The 15,559-nt window shown below is 57.8% G+C and carries 16 protein-coding genes; 8 read left to right on the top strand and 8 right to left on the bottom strand.

Annotated elements, in window-relative coordinates:
- Positions 1–451 precede the first annotated feature (451 nt).
- From NW815_RS09565 to NW815_RS09540, 6 genes are all read right to left on the bottom strand, one after another.
- On the bottom strand, positions 452–2,149 hold the full coding sequence (locus tag NW815_RS09565; RefSeq protein WP_414388236.1) for a PP2C family protein-serine/threonine phosphatase: 1,698 nt from the start codon (positions 2,147–2,149) through the stop codon (positions 452–454).
- Between the two features lie 80 nt (positions 2,150–2,229).
- Positions 2,230–3,399 (bottom strand): glycosyltransferase family 4 protein, encoded by a 1,170-nt coding sequence (locus NW815_RS09560; protein ID WP_414388233.1) that lies wholly within the window; start codon positions 3,397–3,399, stop codon positions 2,230–2,232.
- Positions 3,400–3,538: 139 nt separating this feature from the next.
- Positions 3,539–5,086: an MFS transporter gene (locus tag NW815_RS09555; protein WP_414415946.1), complete on the bottom strand. Its 1,548-nt coding sequence runs from the start codon at positions 5,084–5,086 to the stop codon at positions 3,539–3,541.
- Between the two features lie 147 nt (positions 5,087–5,233).
- Positions 5,234–5,578 carry an MgPME-cyclase complex family protein gene (locus NW815_RS09550; RefSeq protein ID WP_414388229.1) on the bottom strand — a complete coding sequence of 115 codons (345 nt, stop codon included), beginning with the start codon at positions 5,576–5,578 and terminating at the stop codon, positions 5,234–5,236.
- Between the two features lie 73 nt (positions 5,579–5,651).
- Positions 5,652–6,113 (bottom strand): hypothetical protein, encoded by a 462-nt coding sequence (locus NW815_RS09545; protein WP_414388227.1) that lies wholly within the window; start codon positions 6,111–6,113, stop codon positions 5,652–5,654.
- Between the two features lie 156 nt (positions 6,114–6,269).
- Entirely contained in the window at positions 6,270–7,388 is a 1,119-nt protein-coding gene (locus NW815_RS09540) for a class I SAM-dependent methyltransferase (RefSeq protein ID WP_414349803.1), read from the bottom strand.
- Between the two features lie 248 nt (positions 7,389–7,636).
- Here NW815_RS09540 and NW815_RS09535 point away from each other — a divergent pair, with 248 nt between their 5' ends.
- From NW815_RS09535 to NW815_RS09505, 7 genes are all read left to right on the top strand, one after another.
- Complete coding sequence (locus NW815_RS09535) at positions 7,637–8,299, top strand: response regulator (protein ID WP_414389435.1); 663 nt, start codon at positions 7,637–7,639, stop codon at positions 8,297–8,299.
- Positions 8,292–8,984: a queuosine precursor transporter gene (locus tag NW815_RS09530; RefSeq protein ID WP_414389432.1), complete on the top strand. Its 693-nt coding sequence runs from the start codon at positions 8,292–8,294 to the stop codon at positions 8,982–8,984. The genes NW815_RS09535 and NW815_RS09530 overlap by 8 nt, the downstream gene beginning before the upstream one ends.
- Before the next feature lie 142 nt (positions 8,985–9,126).
- Entirely contained in the window at positions 9,127–9,312 is a 186-nt protein-coding gene (gene psbZ / locus NW815_RS09525; RefSeq protein ID WP_011433643.1) for a photosystem II reaction center protein PsbZ, read from the top strand.
- 332 nt (positions 9,313–9,644) lie between these two features.
- Positions 9,645–10,163 carry a DUF2808 domain-containing protein gene (locus tag NW815_RS09520; RefSeq protein ID WP_414331896.1) on the top strand — a complete coding sequence of 173 codons (519 nt, stop codon included), beginning with the start codon at positions 9,645–9,647 and terminating at the stop codon, positions 10,161–10,163.
- Between the two features lie 231 nt (positions 10,164–10,394).
- Entirely contained in the window at positions 10,395–11,228 is an 834-nt protein-coding gene (locus NW815_RS09515) for an undecaprenyl-diphosphate phosphatase (protein ID WP_414389429.1), read from the top strand.
- A gap of 85 nt (positions 11,229–11,313) precedes the next feature.
- Positions 11,314–11,451 carry a DUF4351 domain-containing protein gene (locus NW815_RS09510; protein WP_414374584.1) on the top strand — a complete coding sequence of 46 codons (138 nt, stop codon included), beginning with the start codon at positions 11,314–11,316 and terminating at the stop codon, positions 11,449–11,451.
- Between the two features lie 721 nt (positions 11,452–12,172).
- Complete coding sequence (locus NW815_RS09505; protein ID WP_414389427.1) at positions 12,173–12,640, top strand: hypothetical protein; 468 nt, start codon at positions 12,173–12,175, stop codon at positions 12,638–12,640.
- A gap of 399 nt (positions 12,641–13,039) precedes the next feature.
- Here NW815_RS09505 and NW815_RS09500 read toward each other — a convergent pair whose 3' ends face one another.
- Both NW815_RS09500 and NW815_RS09495 read right to left on the bottom strand, forming a co-directional pair.
- Positions 13,040–14,602, bottom strand: a complete 1,563-nt coding sequence (locus NW815_RS09500) for an NAD(P)H-hydrate dehydratase (protein WP_414389424.1) — start codon at positions 14,600–14,602, stop codon at positions 13,040–13,042.
- 56 nt (positions 14,603–14,658) lie between these two features.
- Positions 14,659–15,060: a VOC family protein gene (locus NW815_RS09495; RefSeq protein ID WP_041436641.1), complete on the bottom strand. Its 402-nt coding sequence runs from the start codon at positions 15,058–15,060 to the stop codon at positions 14,659–14,661.
- Positions 15,061–15,210: 150 nt separating this feature from the next.
- Between NW815_RS09495 and NW815_RS09490 the strand changes: the two genes are divergently transcribed.
- Positions 15,211–15,522, top strand: coding sequence for a hypothetical protein (locus tag NW815_RS09490; protein WP_414383965.1), 312 nt, complete (start codon positions 15,211–15,213; stop codon positions 15,520–15,522).
- Positions 15,523–15,559: the final 37 nt, after the last annotated feature.

The following is a 15,559-nucleotide window of genomic DNA, read 5'->3' as shown; positions in this document are numbered from 1 at the left end:
CAGGGTTTTGGGGGTTAGAGGCATGCTCCGCCAGCTAGAGCGTACCGCTCTGAAAGACCTACGAAACGCCAACAAACACTTCCACTCGCACCGGCGGCGCGGAGTGCTCAGCGTCTGCCGCGCTTCTGCTTTCTTCCTGCCTTAACGAACTATGGCTGGCAGCAGAGATCACCCCCACTGCCCCGCCAGAGGGATCTCCACAGGCGTGACTTCCCCGCAAGCTGCAGGTAGCCGCTCCTTGCTCTCTGAGAGAGCCACACAGACTAAAGCTGGAGCAGGCTTTAGCCCATGCAGAACGCATGCCAGAACTAACCAACTAGCCTAGTAGTCCGGCAAAACCACGTCAACCAACCCACCGTTGCTGCCCAGCCCAGTAGCGTTGAGTAGCTTGCTTGAGCTATTGTGAGCGTTGCGGCCTGCTGTCATTAACCCTGAGTTTGAACTTTTTTAGCTAGGCTGGCTCGGAGTCGGGCAACACCTTCAACACCACCAGCGTTGTGTCGTCCACGGGCTCAGGCCGCAGGGAAATCTCGTCCTGCAACAGGAGCTCTGGATCCGCAGGCAGCCACAGGGGAAGAGGATGGGATCCCCGACGGCCTCGGAAGGCATCCATCTGCTCAAACAAGCTCTCCAAAATGTCTTCGGGGGAGTCGTAGCGACGGGCAGCGTACTGGATGGCGTCCATCAGCCCAGAGGTTTCCAAGCGCTCGCCGCGGGTGTTGGCTGTCTCCGTGTAGCCATCGGTGTAGTACACCACCACATCCCCGGGTTGCAGTTGCACGCAGCTTTCCGAGTAGTGGCTGTTTTCTTCCAAGCCGATCAGCGCCCCCTCTGTGTCCAGGGGTTGAATTTCTCGGGTGCGGGCCTGCCACCACAGGGTGGGGTTGTGGGCCGCGTTGCTGAAGCAGAGGCGATGGGAGCGGGGATCGTACTCCGAATAAAACAGGCTGATGAAGCGATTGGAGTTTTCCAGGTCACTGTACATGGCCCGGTTCAGATGTTGCAGAACACGGGCCGGCGAATGGCGGTTGAGGGCCTCCGCCCGCACCATGGCGCGGGTCATGGTCATCAACAGGCCGGCGGGCACCCCTTTGCCCATCACATCCCCAATGACGATGGCCAAGCGAAAGCCTGCTGTTTCTTCAGATGAGTCGGATGTTTCCAGGCGTTCGCCGGGAATCTTGATGAAGTCATAGTAGTCGCCCCCCACTTTGCTGGCCACCCGGCAACGGGCTGCCAAGCGAATCCCCTTGACTTGAGGGCACTCCCGAGGTAGCAGTTGGGTCTGGATGTAAGAGCCAATCTCCATTTCTTTTTCCAGGGCCATCTTGCGGCGCAAGGCTGCCGTCAAGCGGTCATTTTCGATGGCCACCCCTGCCTGATCGGCGACCAAGCGCAACAGTTGTTGGCGACGTTCATCCCAGTGGTAGCCAGGCTGACGGCTGAAGACGTACAAGCGACCCTGGACAGAGTTGCGAATCAGCAGCGGCGTGCCGAAAAGGCGTACATCCGGCCCCAAGCTCTGGCGGAACCGTTCGTCCAAGAGGTGTTCAAGGGCAGGGATCTTAACAGACAGGGATCCCTCCGTTTTGAGAATGGGCTCTTGAGCCGAGAGGGTCTGGGTAATTTGCTCCATCTCAGCCCGAATCTGCTCGCGGTGATTGAGATCAGAGCAATGCAGTTGATCCAACTGGATGGTGCCGTTGGGATTGAACAAAACCAGGGCTCCGCCTTCGGCATCGGTCAGTTGGCTGGCCACAAAAGCCGTCAGCTCCAGGATCTGGTTCAAGTTGTTAAAAGAGCGCAGAGCAAAAGCCAGCCACGCCAGCAGATACTGCATCCGATGGTGTTCTCTCTCCAGTTCTGCCACCCGATCCGGCATTGCAGGGGCAGGCACAATGGCCGGCTTGACCTCCGGCAGCTCTCTATCATCGGACGCAACGGCACCTGAAGAGGTGGGATCCTCATCCTGGCCGGTCTGAGCTGAGCGCAAGTCCCCCGAATTGTCCGTGGGCGACAGCGACGGAGCATTGGGGGGGAGGGGATTTTTGCCCGAATCCTGGGCCAGCAAGGACTCTGACCACAAAGAATCTGACAGCCCGGCAGGGGGCTGCCCTAAAACGGCCTTTTGGGGGCTGTGATCATCCATCGGGAAGACTGGCGTTAATCCCTTGGAAACGTAACGAAACAGCTTAGCAAAAATATCACAAGCTTCATCACACTCATCCCTCACACCCAGCGATGCTGACGGGATCCCTGGCACAGTTCCCGGTAGAGCTGTTCCACCCGGCTGAGGTTGTGGCTGAGGGTATAGCGCTCCAGCACCCGCTGGCGGGCCTTCATCCCCAGCAGTTGGGTAAACTCCCGTTGATCCCGCAGCAAAGGCAACAGCGTTTGCAGCTCCGCCGTCACCCGTGTCGGATCCAGCAGGATCCCGGCTCCATCGGCCAAAACCTCGCCATCGGCACCCACATCGGTGGCCACTGCTGCCAGCCCACAGGCCATCGCCTCCAGCAGCGACAAAGAGAGCCCCTCGATTAAAGAGGGCAAAATAAACACATCAGCCCCTCGCAAGATCTCGATGCGTTGCTGCTCGTCGGCAATATAGCCCAGCCAGTGGATCCCATGTTGAAGGGTGTAGAAGGGCTTGAGGGTGTTGAGCAGCGGCCCATCCCCCACGATCAGCAGACCACACTTCTCCCCCATTTGGGCGTGTTTCCAAGCCTTGAGTAGGGCTTCCAGGTTTTTTTCCGGCGAGACCCGCCCTTGATAGACGAAGATCCGCTCCAGTCCCAACCGCTGTTTGAGGGTGGAGGGCCCAGGCGCGTACTTGTCCACATCCACACCATTGGGAATGACCACCACCTGCTGGGGGCTCACCCCCAGTTTGACCAAGATCTCCCGTTGCGTTTCCGAGAAGACAATGGTGCGGTGATAGTTGGCCAAACACGGGGCGTAGAGCTGGTAGGCCAAGTATTGGGTGCGAGAGGCGATGTTGCGCCGCCGTCGGTCGAAGGCCGGGTGGAAAGTAGCCACCAGCGGCTGGTTGAGCTCAGCGCAGATCTCCGGCAACACAAAGTCGATGGGAGAAATGGTCAAGGAGGCATGCACCAGATCCGGCTGCAATTCCTTGAGGGCCTGGGTGAGCAACCGCTTGGCGTTGGGGGCCGGGATCGTGTAAATCTGCGACTTGTACAGACAGGGGAGGGAAACGTCTCGACGATCCAGCTCCGCCCTCCAGCCTTCACCTCCAGGATCCAGAGCGGGCGATTGGCCGTCGTTGGTGAAGTGAAAAAAGCTAACCTGATGTCCCCGATCCAAAAGGCCGTTGGTCACCTCGCGGCTATAGGTGACGTTGCCACAGAAAGGTGTTTTTTTGCCTATCCAGGCGATGTGCATGGGCGGATCCCCGCGGAGCTAAAACGCTGAGCTGCAAAGGGAGTCTCGATGCTCAAGCCTCTACAAGAGTAGCAGAGTTAGCTCCTGCCTTGGCCCGTCCCCTCGGAAGAGGATATCCAACCTCGCGCTGCGGCAGGATTTACGAGACCTCTCTGCCCAATAGGCTCCAGGTGTACAGCCCCGCCAGCCCCGCCAGAACAGACAGGGCCACAAACATCCAGGGAAGGCCAAGGCGGGCTTCTGCCAATCCCGTGAACACCAGCGGCAAACTGAGGGCAATGTTGGCGGCGTTGTTCTGGAGCCCAAAGATCTTGCCTCGCAGATGGTCAGGCGTTTCCTCTTGGATCAAGGTTTGCATCGGCACCGCCACCAAAGCCCCCCCACAGCCCAACAGGGCAATCCAGCCCAAGCTGGGCAGCAGCCAGTGGGTCGTCCAGGAGAGGGCTGCCAGAGCCCCACAGAGCAGCAGGGATCCCAGGCCAACCCAGGCGCGGCGGCTCACCCGTCGGCCCGTATGGCCCACCCAAAAGGCGCCGATCCCCATGCCTAGGCCAGCAGCGGCCAACAACACCCCGAACTGATCCGGCTTCAGCTCTGCCATCACTTCGGCCATGCGCACCGCCAAAACTGCCAGCGCCGCAAACAGCGAGTAAAGCACCACCACCTGCACCAAAGCAGCTCGGATCAGGGGCACCTGGCCGACATAGTGCAGGCCCAGCCGGAGATCTTCCCAGAGGTGAGGGACTTCCCAACGCCGGGGCTCTAGCTTCTCGTGGGGTTGCAGCAGCAATAGCAGGGATCCCGCCAAGAGGTAGGCTCCCCCCACCAACAGCTCCGGCCCCACTTCCCAGCCCGGCAACCAATGGCGTACCCAACGATCTGCCAGGGTTAACAGCGGCTCCCCCACGGCAAACCCGACGATCAGCGAAGCCATCATCGTGGTGGTGTACAGGGAGTTGGCCGCCAGCAGCTCTCGCTTCGGCAGGATCAGGGGCAAAGTCGCCTGCTCGGCAGGAGCAAAAAACTGGGTTAGAACCGAGACGGCAAAGCTCACCAGCAACAGCCCCGCAAACCCCAAGGGGATCCCCGGCCAAAGGTCGCGCCCGGCAGTGAGCCAGAGCAGCGGCGGCAACAGCAGCACTAGGATCCCACGCCCCAGGTTGGAGAGCACCAACACCCCTTTTTTCAGCCAGCGATCCACAAATACCCCTGCCAGGCTGCCCAATAGCATCGCCGGCAGCGTAAAAGCCAGCATGATGGCCGAGACCCAACCGCTGATGGAAGCCCCTTCCGGCTGAAATTCGCGGGCAACCAACCCAATCAGCAGCACCAACAACACCTTGTCCGCCAACTGGGAACACGCCTGCCCCATCCACAGCAGCAGGAAATTGCGCCGGCGCAGCACGGCCACAAAGTTGCTCAGGCCCGGCTCAGATAGACCTTGATCTTCTTTCTCTTCTTTTTGCCCTTTTTCGGGATCTTCAGGAGATGGCTCTGGCAAGGGATCCCCAGGAGAACACTCCGGCGAGCTGAGGGCGGGGCTTGCTGTCGGCTCAGGCAAGAGAGCTTCTGACTTCAGCCCCCAAGTTGGCGTTGACGCAGGTGGGGGATTCTGGAGAGGGGAACTGGGGTGGCAGATCCCTGCCCCTCCCTCCGGCCAGCCCCATCGTTGCTCCAAAGTCATCATGCTCCCCAGGTGACCTGCCCATTTCCCCGACGTCGGCCCCACAACAGAATGGGATCCCGTCAGCAAACAAAAGTGGAAATGGGGTGCCCCGATCTTATCTTGGCCCGCCTTCCAATCCACCAACCCAAATCTTGGGAATCGGCAGGCTTATCCTTCTGCGGCAGATAGAGAGCGCAAGGGATCCGGGATCGACTCGCTGGGAGCCACAAAGCTGCCCTTTTCCACAAAAGTCAGGCGCAGGCTCAGCCAACGAATAAAATCCGCGTTGGTGGATACCACTGCCCCCAGGGGCTCCTTCAACTTGTCCCGCAGGGGCTTTAACTCTGGAGCTTCCATGAAGGCCGGCTGGGGCACCCAGAAGAAATCGACAGGGCAATGGCGCTCCTCGCAGTATCGACGACGCTCCTCCAGCACCTCTTCCAGAGGCTCAGAACGTAAGAAAGACAGGCTGGCAACGACAAAATGATAGGTAGTCGGTTCGGCAGCAGACATAAGATTGCTGTGGAACTGTGTTGAGAATAAAGGCTAGAGCCGGGCGTCCACCGCTCCTTGCAGATCCTCTCCCTCAGAGAGAGGCAGATTTGAGCAGATGCGGAGCCGGATCGCGGGAGCTACACAGCGGCTGACAGTCTTCCAACTGCCGGAGAACGGGTAGCCGCGCCATGACTTCCTCAGGGGGCATGGAGTGTTCTGAAGCCTGCTTGAGGGTAGGTAGAGCCTGAGCTGCCCATTCCCGAGCCCAGGGAGCGGACTCAGGAGTTTCCTTCTCCTCCAACAGCTCTTGGCAAAGGGCAGTTGAGCGCTCCAAGTCACCACTGCCCTGATAAGCCATAATCAGAGCCACACGAGCCAAAGCGCATTCTTCCGGATTTGCCCTCGAGCCATTGCGCTCGCTCAGGCGGTGTTCCTGTCTCTCTTGGATGGAACAGCAGTAGCAGAAGGACTCGAGAAGGTTGATCGCCTCCAGGTAGCGCTCCTGCTTGAGAGCAGTAATGCCGGCGCGGAGGGATCCATGAGGGTGAGACATGAGCCTAAGCACAAGAAAAAGATCTTAGACGGACTTGCACCCAAGGGTTATCCAGTTAGTGACCCGTCTTCTTATCCAAGGTTTCGTGTCTAAAACTACTATACACCCTCTGGACAAGTGGCCGCCGACTTACTCCTTAGCTTGTGGAAGGGGCGCTCAACCTTTACGGGCTAGGGTGTAGGTGCTGACATAGTGAGTTTCTCGGCGCAACACCGCACAGCCTGCCTGTTGCAGGCGCACCCCCAGATCGTCGTGGATGTAGTCGCGGTAGTAGGGTTCGTGGAAGGTTTGCATAAAGGCTTCCATCGTCTCCTTCAGCTCTGGCGAATCCAGCAGTTGCACCGAGTCGCAGATGACCACCACGCCCCCTGGCTTCACCACCCGACTCATCTCGTTGATGACATTTTGTCTGGCCGGGCCAGGCAGCTCATGAAAGAGAAAAACGCTGATGACGGCGTCAAAGGTGGCATCGGCATAGGGCATGGCCTCGGCGTTGGCGCGGATAAGCTGGGGCAGTTCCCCCGGCAGCTCCTGCAAGAGTCGGTTGGCCTTGCGCAGATAGGCAGGAGAAAGATCCAGGCCATACAAAGCTGCTTTGGGCAGGGATCCCCGCAGCAAGCGCAGCATCCGCCCCGTGCCACAGGCTACATCGAGGATGTGGGGGCTGACCAAGGTGGGATCCAAGGCATCTTTGAGCAGGCGAATCACCCGACGGCGCATCGCGTCCGCTGTGCCCCCAAACAGCAGCTCCACCTGCAGGTCATAAAGCTCAGCCGAGCTGTCGCTCAGGTAGCCGTTGGTTTGGTAATGGAAATTTTGCAGGTAGTATTTCGGATAGCCCTCGGTGGAGATGTCTTGAGAAAACTCTTGGTAACGCTTGCTGTGAACCCGCCGAGTAATTTGCGGCAAATCCAACCACACCTGCGGGTAATAGCGGGCAAAGTCCAGCCAGGGGTTGTCGAACAAGAGCGCGTGCGGGTAGTACCCTGCCTCAGCATCTTGCCAGTCCGCTTGCAGGAGTTGTTCATAACGGGCCCGCAACACCTGTAGCGTGTCAGCGCTCACCCGCACCTTGGCCCGCGGCGGCGGGGTTCTTCCGGAGGAGAAGCTTTGCAGATCCCTGAGCACGGAGAGCATCAGATCTGAAGCTTGGGTGGAGAGCGCTTTGTGGGCAAAGCCGAAGATGTTTTTGCCCCACTGAAAAGCGCGGTAGGCAGCTTCTCCGACTGGAGATGGGATCGGCAGCGACAGCTCAGGACTTAGTTGTAGGCTCATAACCCTGCAAGGTGCGAATAAATGCTTAACGTTTGTTTACACTCAATTATAGTAAGGCAGCCACGCCAAGCCGACAACCGCCGGGATCGAAGAGAACCCAGCAGAATTGGATCCCTGAGCACACCCCATCTGGCCAAGCAGGGGAGTACTCTAGTGGTGTCCTCAAGAGGATGTCCCCGATTGCCCTATGAGCTGGAGGAAGGGGCTGATCAGGTCGATTTGATAATGGGAAGAGGGAGCGCCTCAGCATGACAACCAAGACGGTGTTGGTCATTGACGATAGCATCATGATTCGCAAGATGGTGGCCAGCATCTTGGCCGATCAGTTCCAAGTGGTGGAGGCCAAAGACGGGTTGACAGGGCTGGAAGCGGCCAAAAAACATCACCCCGACCTGATCCTGCTGGATTTTGTCATGCCCAAGATGGATGGCTACGACACCTTGCAAGCCCTGCGTCGGGAAGGTGACTTGAAAAATACCCCTGTGATCATGATGTCGGGGCTGAAGGAACAGGTGACTGCCCGCATTCCTGAGCCCTTTGTCGATTTTGATTTCATCGAGAAACCGTTTGAGGCAGATGCCCTTTTGGCTCTTATCCAAAAGGTCCTCCAGGTTGCCCCTGCCGCTGCACCGGAGCCGGGATCCGAAACCAACACCCAACTGATTCTGAACCGGCTCACCGCCATCGAGACGCTGCTTATCCAAGGTACGGAAAACTTGATCCAGCGGGAAGTAGTGACGCGGCTTGCCAACCTCAACCAGCGCCTAGATCGTCAGGAGTCTCACAGCGCTAACCTAGAAGAGCAAATCCGTAAGCTCACCAGCGAAGTGGAACGGCACAGCCAGGGCTTAGCCCTAATCGTCAAAGAGCTGCGGCATATCCGTAAACTATTGGGGGGTCTTGATGGCTGAGCAAAGCTTTGAGCGCGCCTACCGACACCTGGATGCAGTGACGGCTCTGTTTGTGGCCGTGCTGCTGATTTCCAACATCGCCTCGACCAAGATCGTTCTTCTGGGGCCCTTTACCTTTGACGGGGGCACCATTCTCTTCCCCCTCAGCTATATCTTTGGCGACATCCTCACCGAAGTCTATGGCTATGCCCGCTCGCGACGGGTGATCTGGCTGGGATTTCTCTCGGCGGCCCTCATGTCGGTGACATTCATGATCGTGGGATCCCTGCCGGCCGCCCCCGACTGGCCCTATCAAGAAGCCTACGACCAGATTCTGGGCCTGACGCCCCGCCTTGTGCTGGCCAGCTTAATCGCCTATTGGGGAGGCAGCTTTGCCAACGCCTATGTACTGGCCCGCATGAAGGTGTGGACGCGGGGACGGTGGCTGTGGACGCGCACCATCGGCTCTACCTTGGTGGGCCAAGCAGTGGACACGGGTCTGTTTGTCACTTTGGCTTTTTGGGGGGTGTTCCCCGGCCTGGGCAGCTTAATACTCTCCAACTATGTGTTCAAGTGTGCCGTAGAGGTGGCGTTTACGCCCCTGACCTATGCCATTACCGGCTGGCTAAAGCAGCAAGAACAAGAAGACTACTTCGATGTGGCAACCGACTTTAACCCCTTCCGCCTCCAGCCTGTATCCAGGTGAGTCCATCAACTGCCCCAACGGATTTGGCTTTGAGAGGGATCCTATTTTGGTATAGTCAGAGCGTCATCCTATTTATCCTGCTGCCGTCCGGTGTTGCCGGGAGCTTTTATCCAAGACAAGACTTTTGTGAGGGATCCGCAAGATGATGCTTGTTTTCCAAATTGCTTTGTTGGTGTTGGTGCTTTACAGCTTGCTGTTGGTGGTGGCGGTGCCGGTGCTCTACAGCTCAGCCAGTGACTGGAGCCGGGCCAAGAATGTGATTCTGGTGGGATCCCTGCTCTGGGTGCTGATGGTGATCGGGGTGGGGGTGCTGAGTTTCCTCAAGTGAAGAAGCAGTAGAAGGGCAGGGGCATCTTGCCGTTACAATCGGCGCTGTGGGGGGCTGCACTGTGGGTATGGTGGCCCAAAGTTCTTGTTGAGATCTCTGCCAGAACTGCGTACTTGCGCACCCCGGTGAGCCCTAGCCTCTCTCGGTAGAGAGGATCCCATCCTCTACAATGGACGGCGAGATGGCGGTCTTGCCACTGGTTAGGTTGGCTGCAGGTTGCGTTGGCAAGCTTTGAGGGTGCTGAAGTGTTTCAACCAGCGGAGGTTTGGGTGTTGAGAGCAGTGATGAGAGCAGGGAAATGTTCGCAGGAACTTGGCCTTGCTCGGCGAGGAATGAGGCTGGCCTTGGCGGGCCTGTTGATGGGGAGCCTGGGATCCCTGATGGTGCCCCATTCTGCAGAGGCGCAGTCGGGTTTGGTGATCACCGGCAGTGAAGGGGTACCTGTCCTCAGCTATCGGCTCGATTTTGGCGGGGTTCGCAGTCGTTTGGATCGCTATCGCCTGACCATTCCCCCCCAGAATGTGGCGGTGGCAGAAGTGCAGATCAACGGGGACAGGAATTTCGATGGCCGCATCGATCCGGAAAGTGTCCGCCTGGAGGTAGAAGGCCGGCCTGTAGAGCTGGATCAAGTGTACTGGAACGAGGAGTTTCGCTCTCTAGAGGTGGTGGCCCGTCAACCCATTGCTGCCGGTCAGGAGATCCGTCTGGTGCTCTCCAACGTGCGCAACCCTTCGTCTGCCGGTATCTACCGTGTGGAGGCGCGGGTACGGGGTACGGAACCCAACCCCCTCTTCCGGAATGTGGGCAACTGGCTGATTACCATTGAAGACCCAGAGCGGATTGGCTTCTGATCTATTGACCCGATGATCTGACCTACTGTTGATCTTTGCGGCGATCCTATAGGCACAGCCCTTTTGCGGGTCTGGGACAGCGACACCCAAGTTCCCGGCCAGTTGGGGTGGGATCCCTCTGCAAGTGTTTGTTCGCCGTGGTATGGGCTGCTGGAAAAAGCCGGAGTTCTGAGTTTTTCTAAGAATGGGGATTGTGCAAATCCGGCAAGTTTGGGTAGGGGAGTGTTTACCTTGTTGCTTGCTGACACCTGGTATCCCAATTGGTGGCAAGCTCTGATTTTGGGCATGGTGCAGGGGATCACCGAATTTCTTCCCATTAGCAGCACGGCCCATCTGCGGGTGTTTCCGGCTTTGGTGGGGTGGCCGGATGCGGGAGCTTCGTTTACGGCGGTGATCCAGTTGGGCAGTTTGGGGGCGGTGCTGATCTACTTTGCCTCTGACCTGCGCCAGTTGATCCTCGGCTCTTGGAAGGCTTGGCGAGAACGAGATTTTCAGCAGGAGCCTTGGCGGCTGTCGGTCGGGATCTTGGTGGGAACGGTGCCGATTGTGGTGGTGGGGTGGGCCATCAAGGCCATTTGGGGATCCCCGCCCCGCCAGTTGTGGGTGATCGCCGTCGCAGCCATCGGCTTGGCTTTGTTGTTGGGCTGGGCAGAGCAAACGGGCAAACGCCAGCGAGACCTTCACAGCTTGGGCATTGGGGATGGGATCTGGGTGGGGCTGGCCCAAGCTTTGTCCCTGATCCCTGGGGTGTCGCGCTCCGGCTCGACGCTGACGGCGGGGCTGTTGCTCAATTTGCAGCGCTCGGCTGCCGCTCGCTACTCCTTCTTGCTGGGGATCCCGGCATTATTTTTGGCGGGGGTTGTGGAGTTTATCTCCGAGTTCGAGGCAGAGGCCCTGCTGCCGCAGGGGTTGGGGACGCTTTCGGCCTTCGTCTTTTCCTACTTGTCTATCGATTGGCTGATTCAGTTTTTGCAGCGCAGCAGCACCTGGCTGTTCATTGTTTATCGGATTGGCTTTGGCTTGTTTATTATCTTGGGTTTAGCGCTGGGGTTCCTAAGACCCTAATCAAGCTCAGTCAACTACAATCCACGGGGATCCCTGAGGTGGTCACTCCTTTCTGGCTGCTTTTCCCACTGAGAAGATTGGCAAAATGGGATCCCTGCCTGAGGAGGTGGAGGCTCAGATTCGGTCTTTATCGGTGGAGCGCTTGGAAGAGCTGGGTCTAGCCTTGCTGGAGTTCCAGTCGTTGATTGACCTCACCACCTGGCTTGATGGATTCAGCCATTAAAGGTTCTCCCCTTCAAAAAAGGGCTCCGTATCATACGCTGACGAATCTAAAGATTGGGCCTGTGTGTTGCAGCGCACTTGCACTTTGTTGAAGCAGATGTTAGTTTCTACTTGAGCATCAGGCTGCAAATCCAGTCTTGCTCTTGTCGGGTGATGAACGGTAGATCCTCCTGAGAGAGTTCCTTCTAGGGATCCCTGCCCTAATTTTGTGTTGCTTGTAGCTCCAATAGAAGGATTGCCGGATCCCTGTGGGGGTCACTTGTGCCACTTGAACTGCTAGAACCAAGGCGATTATGAACGGCCTCAGGATACTGCTTATGTTGATTTTATGTTGATTTATGTTGATGCTCTCTTCTGTGTTGGTGTTGCTGTGTGGGTGCAGTGGCGGGGGAGGTTCTTCTCTGGCGAATTTGCCAGGAGTCGTGCAGCCCACTATTGTGGCTTCGGCTTCTCCCACTCCGGGATCCCCAAGTTCTACGGGCAATCCATCGGGATCCCCTGCTGATCCAACAAATCCGGTCGAAACAGAGGGATCCCCTACGGATAATCCCACAGCTTCTGAGGAGGGATCCCCAGGGGGTAATCCATCCGGATCCCCTGCTGAAGACAGTGGTGGCTCGGGTGGTACACCCCCACCCCCAGGTTCTGCCCCCAGTGCAGAAGAAGAGCCCAGTCCTGATCCCACTACTGGATTTGTGCCGGGTGAGGATCCCTCTCCAGATATGATCCCGGTCGATGAACTGGATAGATTGTTTCCGAATTTGCCACCGGATCCAGGGGAGGCGGGCAAGCAAACTTTGGAGGGGATTGATGCCGATGGAGATGGCGTGCGTGATGATGTGCAGCGCTGGATTTACCGCCGGTATCCCAATGATGAGCTGAAGCGGAAGGCCATGCTGCGATACGCCAAAGCTTTACAGGCAAACATCGTGAATGTAAATAGAGATAGTCGCGACCAAGTGCGTGCAAGAGCGCTTGATCGTTTCCGAGCAATTCGATGTGCAAGATTGGCATTCGGCGGAGTTGATCAATTTGATCTCATTGATGAGGTTGCTGAGGCAGTAAGGGAAGTGCAATTTCAAATGCTTAACACTCAAGAAAGAGTCATTGCAGATTTAACAGTTGATGCCAAGTTCTCTGGACAAGTCGTTGGCGCAGAAGAATGGACATGTACTGACCCAATTCGCTAGATTAGTGAGGATAAATGGATGTTCGGTCGAAATACTGTTCGTCTTGTTGTTTTATTGTGCTGTTGCCTGTCTGTACTGATTCTCAAGTCTTGCTCATTACCGAACAAATCAACTATCTACTCAGTCGTTTCTCCCAACCTAGGTTTCAATACTACTGAATCTATTCTTAAGTCTAGTCTTAAGTCTAGAATCTATTATATTAACGGGTTAGCAACTGCAATAGATGACGCAGAAAAAAATCTTGATACGATCATTGCTGCCATTGGAGGAAATGAAGTTTGGTGGCCTGTCCAAGGCTTTCGAGTAACCAGCCAGAATTCTATTCCTGTGCCCTTTACCGGGTGACCCCTAGTGGAGGGTAGGAGCAAGCAGGAAGGCTTGGGCTATGACTTAGAGTATTTATTCACCCGCCTGCGACACGGTATGGACAACTTGCTCCTGTTGAAGAGCTTGCAGCGCCTTGGGCAGGTGCTCCGCCAGGTGGGCCGGATCCACCCCTGTTAGACCGCGTTCCCGCGCCAGCTGGATAGCCGCTTGGGCATGCCACCACACCCCGGCACAGGCGCAACTGAGCAGGGCGGGAGCGTCCAAAGGTTGATCGGCTTGAGCTCTTCTTCGCGCCACTAGGCCCCCGATCAAACCGGTCAAGACATCGCCGCTGCCACCGCGGGCCAAAGCCGGTGTGCTCTCTGGGTTCACCCAGCATTCCCCAGTGGGAGAGGCGATCACCGTCCGCGCCCCTTTCAAAACCACCACTGCTCCACTCTGGGCTGCCGCCCTTTGGGCTGCCTCGATGCGATCCCCAAGCGGGATCCCTGGAAAGAGCCGCCGAAATTCCCCCAGGTGGGGGGTGAGGATGGCCTGGATCCCGTTTTCTGGCAGGCGCTCTACCCCCATCTCCGCCAGAGCATTGAGGCCATCGGCATCGATAACCCAGGGGATCCCGGCCCAATCCCGCAGCAGGATCTCCAGCAGGGGCAAACGGGTTTCTCCCAAGCCCGGCCCCACGGCCACCGCCTGAAAGGGTTTCTCGGCAACCGGCGGCAGAGAAGGGATCCCTTCCCAGGCATAGACCAAGACTTCCGGCAGGGCGCTGTGGATCACTCCTTTCAACTCCGCCGGCACCGCCATCGTCACCATACCCACCCCACTGGCGCGGGATCCCAGCCCCGCCAACAGGGCCGCCCCGGCATAGGCCGCCGAGCCTGCCACCCCTAGCAGGGATCCCTGGCGGTATTTGTGGGTATCCAAAGGGGGATCCGCGGGAAAGTGCTGCCAAGGCCGCAGCAACAACCGGGGAACCTCATCCTCTGGGCAGGCCCAAGCGGGGATCCCAAAATCAACGCGACGTAACCGTCCTACCCAAGGCAGAGCTGCTTCCTGCCACAGCCCCCGTTTCCAAAGGCCAAGGGTATAGGTATGGCTGGCGCGAATGCAGCAGCCCCAGACTTCCCCGGTTTGGTCGTTGAGGCCAGACGGCAAATCCAGGCTAAGGATGGGGATCCCACTGCCATTGGCCCACCCCACCGCCCCCGCCCAAGGCTCCCCCAAGGGTCGGTTCAAACCGATCCCAAACAGGGCATCAATTAACAAATCGCAATCGGCCAGCTCTTCAAGACTCTCCACAAACTCTGCCCCCAGCGCCTTGAGATAGCGGGCGTGGTCTGCCGTCAGGGGTTTGAGATCCGGCTTGCCCAGCCACACCTTCACCGACTTTTGGGCCAGCCATAGCTCCCGCCCAACCACCAACCCATCGCCACCGTTGTGCCCTGTCCCACAGAGGATCCCAATGCGATGGGCTTGCGGAAAATCCTTCTGCAACTGAGCAACAACGGCCAGCCCCACCTTCTCCATCAGAGCGGCAACGGGCATGCCGGCAGAGAAGATCTGCTCCTCAATGCGCTGCATCTGTGCGGAACTGACCAGGCTGATGGCCGGATCGAACTGGCAACGAGAACCCATATCGCTACGCAACGCTGTTGCAACCGGCGGCATTGCTGAGGGGAGATGGCTCATGGCTAAGTTGCGCTAATCGAGCTTAGCTCTATCACATTCCCATCCGGATCCCGGACGAACACTGCCGCTCGCCCGGAAGCGCTCGGTTGCACCTCATACCCTTCCTGCCGCAGGCGAGCCTTCACCGCTTCCAAGTCATCTACCCCCAGCGCCACATGGGGATTACGCCCCCACTTTGAGGATCCCGTTCCGCTTCGCTGCCGTGGATCCATCGGCTCCTCGGCCACGATTAAATGAATTTGGGAGGAACCCACTTGATACCAAGCGCCGGGAAAGTCAAACGGCAACCGTTCCACCTTGGGGATCCCAAGCACCGTTCCGTAAAAATGTTCGGCTCTGGCCAGATCGCTCACCCAAAGGGCGGTGTGCAGGTGCTGGTAGGTTGGCTTTCGTGGAGTAGTCATCGTCTTGGCGGCGGATCTTGACCCGAGGGCTTTGCAGGATCTGGTGCAAACAGGTTTATTTTCTCGCAACAGCCAGCCAAACCTGTGAGCTAAGGTGGAGCTAACGCACCGGCGACGACCCTACTCTTGTTCTCGCACAGGGGTTGACCTATGGGATCCCGCACCAAGTTTTTCGGCACGGTCTTGGCCATGCTGGCCGTGAACAGCATCTACATGCAGTTGCAGCAGCTTTCCCTGAGGCTGGAGGAAAGGGATCCCGCTCCCTCTGAGCAGTCTTCTCCAGAGCCTCAAAGCAGCAAGGGCTCCGTCCCGCCAACGCGAACGGAACGGCTGGATCCCTGGCACCGTGTTGCCCAAGTCTTGCAGGGTCTGTGGCCCGGCGATGCGAGCTTGAAAGGACTCCGTTCCGCCAACGCGAACGGGATCCTGTCGCCAGAGTCCACGTCCCCCCTGGAGCCTTGAGTGCCAAGCTGAGAGCATGACTCTAGTCAATAATAAG

Source organism: Synechococcus sp. R6-7 (assembly GCF_047461695.1).
GTDB lineage: Bacteria > Cyanobacteriota > Cyanobacteriia > Thermostichales > Thermostichaceae > Thermostichus.
Note: the sequence above shows the minus strand (reverse complement) of the source record. Positions and strands in the feature narration are given on the sequence as shown.

Bases quoted from the DNA above. Each gene is read 5' to 3' on its own strand.
- NW815_RS09565 (WP_414388236.1), bottom strand. From the start codon at position 2,149: ATGGATGATCACAGCCCCCAAAAGGCCGTTTTAGGGCAGCCCCCTGCC.
- NW815_RS09560 (WP_414388233.1), bottom strand. From the start codon at position 3,399: ATGCACATCGCCTGGATAGGCAAAAAAACACCTTTCTGTGGCAACGTC.
- NW815_RS09555 (WP_414415946.1), bottom strand. From the start codon at position 5,086: ATGATGACTTTGGAGCAACGATGGGGCTGGCCGGAGGGAGGGGCAGGG.
- NW815_RS09550 (WP_414388229.1), bottom strand. From the start codon at position 5,578: ATGTCTGCTGCCGAACCGACTACCTATCATTTTGTCGTTGCCAGCCTG.
- NW815_RS09545 (WP_414388227.1), bottom strand. From the start codon at position 6,113: ATGTCTCACCCTCATGGATCCCTCCGCGCCGGCATTACTGCTCTCAAG.
- NW815_RS09540 (WP_414349803.1), bottom strand. From the start codon at position 7,388: ATGAGCCTACAACTAAGTCCTGAGCTGTCGCTGCCGATCCCATCTCCA.
- NW815_RS09535 (WP_414389435.1), top strand. From the start codon at position 7,637: ATGACAACCAAGACGGTGTTGGTCATTGACGATAGCATCATGATTCGC.
- NW815_RS09530 (WP_414389432.1), top strand. From the start codon at position 8,292: ATGGCTGAGCAAAGCTTTGAGCGCGCCTACCGACACCTGGATGCAGTG.
- psbZ (WP_011433643.1), top strand. From the start codon at position 9,127: ATGATGCTTGTTTTCCAAATTGCTTTGTTGGTGTTGGTGCTTTACAGC.
- NW815_RS09520 (WP_414331896.1), top strand. From the start codon at position 9,645: ATGAGGCTGGCCTTGGCGGGCCTGTTGATGGGGAGCCTGGGATCCCTG.
- NW815_RS09510 (WP_414374584.1), top strand. From the start codon at position 11,314: ATGGGATCCCTGCCTGAGGAGGTGGAGGCTCAGATTCGGTCTTTATCG.
- NW815_RS09505 (WP_414389427.1), top strand. From the start codon at position 12,173: ATGATCCCGGTCGATGAACTGGATAGATTGTTTCCGAATTTGCCACCG.
- NW815_RS09500 (WP_414389424.1), bottom strand. From the start codon at position 14,602: ATGGGTTCTCGTTGCCAGTTCGATCCGGCCATCAGCCTGGTCAGTTCC.
- NW815_RS09495 (WP_041436641.1), bottom strand. From the start codon at position 15,060: ATGACTACTCCACGAAAGCCAACCTACCAGCACCTGCACACCGCCCTT.
- NW815_RS09490 (WP_414383965.1), top strand. From the start codon at position 15,211: ATGGGATCCCGCACCAAGTTTTTCGGCACGGTCTTGGCCATGCTGGCC.